This window comes from Flavobacterium sp. (assembly GCF_043773265.1).
GTDB lineage: Bacteria > Bacteroidota > Bacteroidia > Flavobacteriales > Flavobacteriaceae > Flavobacterium.
This window is the reverse complement of the sequence record NZ_JAYVFH010000107.1, coordinates 25,254-32,831: the sequence shown is the minus strand read 5'-3', so window position 1 is coordinate 32,831 and position 7,578 is coordinate 25,254. Positions and strand designations below refer to the sequence as shown.

8 protein-coding genes are annotated in these 7,578 nt (G+C 27.6%); 4 read left to right on the top strand and 4 right to left on the bottom strand.

Annotated elements, in window-relative coordinates:
- Window positions 1-127: 127 nt before the first annotated feature.
- The 4 genes from fmt to ACH2BO_RS05730 all read right to left on the bottom strand — a co-directional run bounded on the left by fmt (window position 128) and on the right by ACH2BO_RS05730 (window position 3,948).
- Window positions 128-1,075, bottom strand: coding sequence for a methionyl-tRNA formyltransferase (gene fmt / locus ACH2BO_RS05745; RefSeq protein WP_395043796.1), 948 nt, complete (start codon window positions 1,073-1,075; stop codon window positions 128-130).
- A 38-nt stretch (window positions 1,076-1,113) separates the two neighbouring features.
- On the bottom strand, window positions 1,114-3,009 hold the full coding sequence (locus tag ACH2BO_RS05740; protein ID WP_395043795.1) for an ATP-dependent DNA helicase RecQ: 1,896 nt from the start codon (window positions 3,007-3,009) through the stop codon (window positions 1,114-1,116).
- 67 nt (window positions 3,010-3,076) lie between these two features.
- Window positions 3,077-3,610, bottom strand: a complete 534-nt coding sequence (locus tag ACH2BO_RS05735; protein WP_395043794.1) for an AAA family ATPase — start codon at window positions 3,608-3,610, stop codon at window positions 3,077-3,079.
- 104 nt (window positions 3,611-3,714) lie between these two features.
- On the bottom strand, window positions 3,715-3,948 hold the full coding sequence (locus ACH2BO_RS05730) for a helix-turn-helix domain-containing protein (RefSeq protein WP_395043793.1): 234 nt from the start codon (window positions 3,946-3,948) through the stop codon (window positions 3,715-3,717).
- Between the two features lie 107 nt (window positions 3,949-4,055).
- On the opposite strand from ACH2BO_RS05730, the gene ACH2BO_RS05725 reads away from it, so the two are divergent.
- The 4 genes from ACH2BO_RS05725 (at window position 4,056) to ACH2BO_RS05710 (ending at window position 7,575) form a co-directional block, all read left to right on the top strand.
- Entirely contained in the window at window positions 4,056-5,816 is a 1,761-nt protein-coding gene (locus ACH2BO_RS05725) for a hypothetical protein (protein WP_395043792.1), read from the top strand.
- A gap of 11 nt (window positions 5,817-5,827) precedes the next feature.
- Window positions 5,828-6,370 carry a hypothetical protein gene (locus ACH2BO_RS05720; RefSeq protein ID WP_395043791.1) on the top strand — a complete coding sequence of 181 codons (543 nt, stop codon included), beginning with the start codon at window positions 5,828-5,830 and terminating at the stop codon, window positions 6,368-6,370.
- A gap of 180 nt (window positions 6,371-6,550) precedes the next feature.
- Window positions 6,551-6,835 (top strand): DUF493 family protein, encoded by a 285-nt coding sequence (locus tag ACH2BO_RS05715; protein ID WP_395043790.1) that lies wholly within the window; start codon window positions 6,551-6,553, stop codon window positions 6,833-6,835.
- Window positions 6,836-6,837: 2 nt separating this feature from the next.
- Window positions 6,838-7,575 (top strand): DUF4290 domain-containing protein, encoded by a 738-nt coding sequence (locus tag ACH2BO_RS05710; protein WP_395043789.1) that lies wholly within the window; start codon window positions 6,838-6,840, stop codon window positions 7,573-7,575.
- Window positions 7,576-7,578 lie beyond the last annotated feature (3 nt).

Genomic DNA, 7,578 nt, shown 5'->3' with positions numbered 1-7,578 from the left:
AGAAATTACTGGCTACACAAGCGATTGGAGATATTTTTAATCAATTTGTTGATAACTCGGGACATTTGTTAATAAAAGCAGGCGTTTTCAACTATGATTCCCTATTTTATTCAATGATTTCAATGCTTTACAAAGCTTTTGCATCTTCAGAAAAGCTCATTCCATTTAATAATTCAATGCAACTCATTCTTTTTTTACCAGGAAATTGTAAACTAGTAACTTCTAAAAAACCATTTTCTACTGAAATTTTCATTTCTTTTTTGCTAGTAATGATACTTCCAATAGAATTATTATGTGATTCTATTACAAAATTTGCTTCATATATTTTTACATTCCATTCTTCATTTGCATCTTTTATAAGGCACCAAGAACTCGGATAAGGAGATAATCCTCTTATTAAATTATAAATTTCTTCTCCAGATTTATTAAAGTCTATTTTGCAATTTTCTTTATTTAATTTGTGTGCTGTTTTTATTTTTTCAGAATCTGTTTGAATTGTTGTAACAACATTATTGTTTTGAATTAATTTTAAGGTTTCAATAACGGCTTCACTTCCTAATAAAATTAATCTATCATGCAATTTACCTGCGCTTTCAATTTTAGAAATTGATGTTTCTTTACTCATAATCATTGCGCCTGTATCAATTTTATCATCAATAAAAAAAGTTGTGACTCCAGTTTTAGTTTCTCCATTTATTATTGCCCAATTTATTGGCGCAGCACCACGATAATTTGGCAATAATGATGCATGTAGATTAAATGTTCCTAATCTTGGCATTTTCCATACTACTTCGGGTAACATTCTAAAGGCAACTACAATTTGTAAATTGGCGTTCAAACTTTTTAAATCTGATAAAAAAGTTTCGTCTTTTAGATTTATTGGTTGCAACAAATTTAAATTGTGTTCTAAAGCATATTCTTTTACAGCAGAATATTTTATTTTTTGTCCACGACCTGCAGGTTTGTCTGCAGCTGTAATAACTCCAACAACTTCGTAGTTGTTTTTTAATATAGTATCCAAAATGCCAACTGCAAATTCGGGTGTTCCCATAAAAACAATTCTTAATTTTTCCATAGTTATAGCGAGGCACGAAGCAATCTCATTATTAATAATTAATTTTTTAGAGAATATAAATTGTTTGGTTTTACCATAATAGTATCATTTTCTAATAAATTCTTAAGCACAAAGATAACATCGTCTTTTGAATATTTGGTTAGCTTTACAACATCTCTCGAATTCAAATCTTGAATTTTTAGTAAACCAATTATTTTTTCTGATAAAGTTGAAGTATCAGTTTTGGTTTTATTTTTAGATATACAATAGGAGCAAACACCACAATCTTCATTTATTACTTCACCGAAATAACTTAAAAGTAATTTATTTTTGCATTTTTTTTCTTCCTTTATATAATGTAGCACTGATTTTAATTGATCAGTTTTTAATTTATTTTGCGCTTCGAGATATTTGGCAACTCTGTTTATGGTTCTTTCATCTTCGCGAACCTCATTAAATGTTAAAGTTGCATCATTGTTTTTTGCATGCAATTCTATAACTCCTTTTTCGTTTAGTTTATGAAGAATTGCTAAAACTTTATTCTCATCGGTATTTGATTTTTTTGCAATTAATGAAATATTAATAACCGACTGCGATTCATAAATTCCTGGGCTTGTTCTCAAAATGGTTAAAATAACTTCCTCATCTTGCTTGTTCAAACTCATATATCTAATAACTTCTTTTGATGGAATAATAAACTGCAATGTGATTTTTTCTGTAAACTCTTGCGATAAATTTATAATTCCTTGTCTATCTAAAAATTGCAACGCATTATATACCTTTAATATTGGCAAACTGTATTTTGTACAAAAATGATTGATGTTGAAACTAAATTTTTCGTCAATTCCTTCGCCATAAGCAATTCTAAAATAGTTGCATATTTTTATATAAACTAAATTTAAAAATGCTTTATCTGATAAAACACTTAAAAATTGTGCTTCAACATGAATTACATCTGAAGGATTTGTTAACAAAACTGCAAATGCTTTTTCACCATTTCGTCCTGCTCTTCCAGCTTCTTGATAATAATTTTCAAGATTTGGAGGAATATGAAGGTGAATTACAGTTTTTACATTGGCTTTGTCAATTCCCATTCCAAAAGCGTTTGTGGCAACAATAGTTTGAACTTTTTCATTCATCCAAAGCTTCATGTGGTTTTCTTTATCTTTGGGAGATAATCCACCATGATAATAGGTTGCAGAAAAACCAAGTGATTCTAATTGTGTTACAGTTTCTGAACACGATTTTCTATTGTTTACATATATAATAGAAGGTTGCGGATTTTTTTTTAAAATTTGTTCCATCAAATGCAACTTGTCTTCTACATTAAAAACCATGTAAGCCAAATTTTCTCTTGCAAATGATTTAGTAAATACAGCAGGATTATCAAGTTGTAATAATTTAACGATGTCTTCCTGAACTCTTTTTGTAGCCGAAGCTGTTAATGCTAAAAAAGGCACTTTTGGAAAATATTCTTTTAGTTTTACGATTTTTAGATAAGCAGGTCTAAAATCATTTCCCCATTGCGAAACACAATGCGCTTCGTCAATTGCAATTAAATTTATAGGAAGATTTTTTATTCTTTCTAGAATCCAATCATTTTGCAAACGTTCAGGAGAAAGATAAAGAAATTTATAATTTCCGAATTCGCAGTTGTCTAATAAATCTATAATTTCATCAGATGAAATACCACCAGTTAGGCATATTGCTTTTATTCCTTTGTTTTGTAAATTCTCAACTTGATCTTTCATCAAGGCAACCAATGGCGAAATAACAAGACAAATTCCTTCCATCATCATTGCTGGAACTTGAAAAGTAATTGATTTTCCTCCACCAGTTGGCATTAATCCAAAGGTGTCTTTTGCTGCTAAAACCGATGCAATAATTTCTTCTTGCGGAGTTCTAAACGCATCGTGATTCCAATATTTTTGAAGAATTTCTAATGAATTTGACATTATAAATCAATTAATAATTGAGAATTACGAATTAAGAATATTTCGTAAATGTAATAAAAACAATAAATTATAATTGTTTTAAAATATAAAGTATTCGTTCATCAACAGTTCCTTTTGGAACTTCAATTAAATTGTAACCATATTTTTGGTAGGTTTCTGAAAGATGATTGTATATTAATTTTGCTTGTTCAAAATTTTCATAACGTTCATCATCGCTAATATAAATTTCTTCCCAAGGCGGAAGAATAAATATTTTTGTATAGTTATGTTCTCTACAAGCATGGTCAAAAAATGCAGGATAACTATCGCCAATATAATGCATATAAGCTAAAACATCTGGAATTCCTCGGTCTAGAAAAACTATTTCATGAGGTTCAATAGTTGCATTATGAAATTGTTTTTTTCTGCCTTCTAATAATAATTCACTAAAAAGCAACGGATTTTCTAGAAACAATTGTTCTATTCCTTGTTTTTTGGCTTCCATGGTTACTTCACGAGAAATCTCAGGATAGCAACAATATCCTTTGGCAATCAAGCCATCAATAATTGTTGTTTTTCCAGTTCCTGGTCCGCCAATGATAACTACAATTTCTTTTTTCAAGATTTTTTGAAATGAGGAGCAAATTTATTGAAATGTTTTCTATAAAAGGAGTTGTTTTTGAATTTTGTTTAAGAATTAATTAATATTTGATTTCATTTTTATTTTTAATTTTTTTTAAAATTAAAAAATTCATTTAGTGGTACTTCTAATGCTACAGAAATCTCGTAAATAGTATTTATTGTAGTGTTGATTTTGCCAAGTTCTATTCTACTTATCTGAGAATACTCAACGTTTATGGTGTGAGCAAGTGTTTGCATAGAAATTTTTTTGCTCAACCTAATTTTTCTTAGGTTCTCGCCAAATTCCTTAATAAATATTTCATTTACTGCTTTTCTCACAGCAACGAAAGTCGTTAATGAATATAAATTAATATGTGGTATTATATGCTACATTGTTAATTTTTTAATATATTTGAAAGAATATTACTAACTTTAACATTAAATTTATGAAAAATTACTACAAGATTACTTCTGTTTTATTAATGTTTATTATTACAACTGCTTTTTTTAGTTGTGAAAAGGATTTGTATGAAGAACCTATTAAAAACAATAAAGATATTAAAATCTATAGAAAAACTTTTAAAGAATTAAAAAAAGATGATACTTTCATAAAAGCATTTAATCCATTGGGTGAAAAATTAAAAAGTAAAGCTTTAAATAGATCTGAAATTGAGGATAATTATAATTTTAAGATTGATAGTACTTTAATAAAAGAAGTAGTTGCAGGAGATTACTTATCTTATACTTTTAAAATTGATAGAGATGTTTCTTCTGAAAATTTTTATGAAAATTTATTAATTGAAATTGATAGTAATAATAAAAAACAAATTTCTTTAATTAAATATAATTTTATTCCAAACACTAAAGAAATTATGTCTATTCAGAGTTCAGTTCTTTATACTGAGAAAACAATATATATAACAGAATGTACTCCAATAACTGTTGTTGTTGAAACTGCCTGTCCATGTGAAGGACATTGGCCAAATCAAATGTGTGATTGTCAAACACAACCAAAAACTGTAACATATAATGCTTTATATTGTTATCAGTCTTCATTTAATACACCAGATGGTACTGGTGCGATAAATAGTAATACTGGTGGTGGAACATGGTCAGGTAATCCTTTATATAGTGATCCTAATATGCTTTCAAATAATCCTAATATAAATATTCATGGTAATACAAATAATGTTATTACTGTTGCTAATGAACTTGGTCCATTAGAAAAAAGAAGAAGAGCTTTCCAAGAACAACTTGTTGATAATAATTTAGTTCCTTGTTTAGTTTCTTTAAATAATCCAACAAATGATTTTGAAAATAGTGTTTATGAATATTTAGAAACTTCATTAATAACTCAAGATAGTTTAGTAGTTAATCCTACAACTTATCCAGAAGAGGAGGTTGTTTTTGTAAATGGAGCAATACAGAAAGCATGTAACAATCCAGATGTTTTTAGCACTATCAATCCTTTTGTTATTGAAGAAAGAATTGAAGATGATGATTTAGATATTTGTTCTAAAGAAATACTAAATTTCATAAAAAATTCTGTAAATAATGATGTTGCAACAATAATTGCTAAATTAGATAGTAAACCATCTTTATATACTACAAAAATAATCAATGCAGATTTGGGTACTCCAGCATTTAATGAGGGTATTACAAATTGGACTGGAGCCATTAATGGTAGCAACACCTATACTCCGTTTGATTATACAATAAAAATAAATTCAAATTTAGTCAATCAAGGAACGAAATTGGAAATTTATGCAGTAATTTTACATGAACTTATTCATGCATATTTTCTCAGTTTAATTGATGATTGTGTTTCGTCAAGTAGCAATTGCAATCCTATAAAGGACTTACCTTATGTATGGAATCAATATATAAGTCATATTAATGGAAATTCTCCTGTTGTAACTACAAATATTTCTCAACATAATCAAATTGCAACAAATTATATTAATGTCATTGAAGCTGCGCTACAAGAATTTCAACCAGGTTTGCCAAGTCAATATTATACTGACTTGGCTTGGGGTGGATTAGATGGTACTATACCTTATGAAAATGATGATCCTGAAACGAGAATTCTTACATTAGAAGATAAATTAAGAATTGATAAAATCTTACAAGCCGAAGCATTAAATACACCACAATACAACCCAAGTGGTGTTTTAACATATTTCCCTCAAGGATTTCCTTGTAATTAAAAATCATGAATATGAAAAAAATTGCTGTTTATTCATTTGTTTTATTTTTTTATTCATGTAGTTCGCCAAATAGAATTATTGAAAATTATTTATTATACGAAGTAAAGAATGATACAATAAAAAAAAATATTTTAATAAAAAAAAGAACATCCTTTGAAGAAGCTTTTACAATTTTTCGAGGAATGAAATTAACACCTAGAACAGATGAAGAATTAAAAATTCATCAAGAGATAAAAAATAAATTTACAAATGAAGTTAATACAAATTGGAAAAAAAGTGATTTTAAAAAAATCAACTTTGATATTATTAATGAGGATTCGGTTATTCACTTCCTAAATAGTAGAAGAGAAAAATTTAACAATAGAATTGAAGCTGATAGATTTAATATGTTTTTTATATCAAAACCATATTACTATCAAAAAAATAAAGTTTTTTTTAGGATTTCTAAAACTCGATTTTTTAGAAAACGTATTTATGACAATGTGATAATATTGGAAAGGAAAAAAATGAAATGGATAATTGTAAAAACTATGCAAAACACTTCTCTTTATTAAAATTCAATTATCATAATCAATTTTTATTTATAAAACCATTAATTAATTTAATGGTTTTGTTTTTTACAAGGGAATTCATTCTCAACGAATATTCATAAACATAAATACAAAAAAATCTACTCTATAGTGTCTAAAATCTAATTTCAAAAACGTATATTTGCTTTTATTTTAAATTTAAGAATGGATAAAAAGACCGAAGAATTTTACATTCGGCTAAAAGAAGAATTGAGTAATACTTCAACTTGGCCATCAGAATACCTTTATAAATTTATTGTTCCCACAGATAAAAAAAAGATTGAAGAAGTAGAAAATGCTTTCGACAATATTGGAGCAGTAATAAAAACACATCAATCTAAAGCCGGAAAATACACTAGTGTTTCTATTAATGTAACAATGGATTCTCCAGGCGATGTGATTGAAAAATACATTGAAGTTTCTACAATAGAAGGAATAATTTCACTATAATTATGGTAGCAAAATATATAAAAGAGAATGCCAACGATACTGTGTTCAATCTAGAATACAATGCCGAAAGACCACATTTAATAATTCCAGAATATGGTCGTCATTTGCAAAAGTTAATAGACTTGGCTACTGCAATTAATGATAAAGATGAGCGTAATAAAGCGGCAAAATATATTATTCAGGTAATGGGAAGTTTGAATCCGCATTTGCGTGACGTACCAGATTTTCAGCACAAATTATGGGATCAAATTTTTATTATGTCCGATTTTAGATTGGATGTTGATTCTCCATATCCAATTCCAACTCGCGAGGTAATAAATTTAAAACCAGAACGATTATCCTATCCACAGAAAAATCCAAAATATCGTTTTTATGGAAACAATATTAAGTACATGATAAATGTTGCAAATGGTTGGGATGAAGGCGAAATGAAAGCTGCTTTGGTAAAAGTTATTGCCAATCACATGAAAAAATCATATTTGAGTTGGAATAAAGATACTGTTACAGATGCAGTAATATTTGAACATTTATATGAACTATCAGAAGGAACAATAAACTTAATTCAAAGTCAAGAAGAACTTTCAACAACCAATGATTTAATTCGTACTAATAAAAAAGTATCTAACAAATCTTTGATACCACAACAAAAGAATTTAAAAATTCAAGGATTTAAAAAACCTGCAATTGGTAAAAAACCTTTTATAAAAAATAACAACAATAATAACAATCCAAAAACTTAATTT

Bases quoted from the DNA above. Each gene is read 5' to 3' on its own strand.
- fmt (WP_395043796.1), bottom strand. From the start codon at position 1,075: ATGGAAAAATTAAGAATTGTTTTTATGGGAACACCCGAATTTGCAGTT.
- ACH2BO_RS05740 (WP_395043795.1), bottom strand. From the start codon at position 3,009: ATGTCAAATTCATTAGAAATTCTTCAAAAATATTGGAATCACGATGCG.
- ACH2BO_RS05725 (WP_395043792.1), top strand. From the start codon at position 4,056: ATGAAAAATTACTACAAGATTACTTCTGTTTTATTAATGTTTATTATT.
- ACH2BO_RS05720 (WP_395043791.1), top strand. From the start codon at position 5,828: ATGAAAAAAATTGCTGTTTATTCATTTGTTTTATTTTTTTATTCATGT.
- ACH2BO_RS05715 (WP_395043790.1), top strand. From the start codon at position 6,551: ATGGATAAAAAGACCGAAGAATTTTACATTCGGCTAAAAGAAGAATTG.
- ACH2BO_RS05710 (WP_395043789.1), top strand. From the start codon at position 6,838: ATGGTAGCAAAATATATAAAAGAGAATGCCAACGATACTGTGTTCAAT.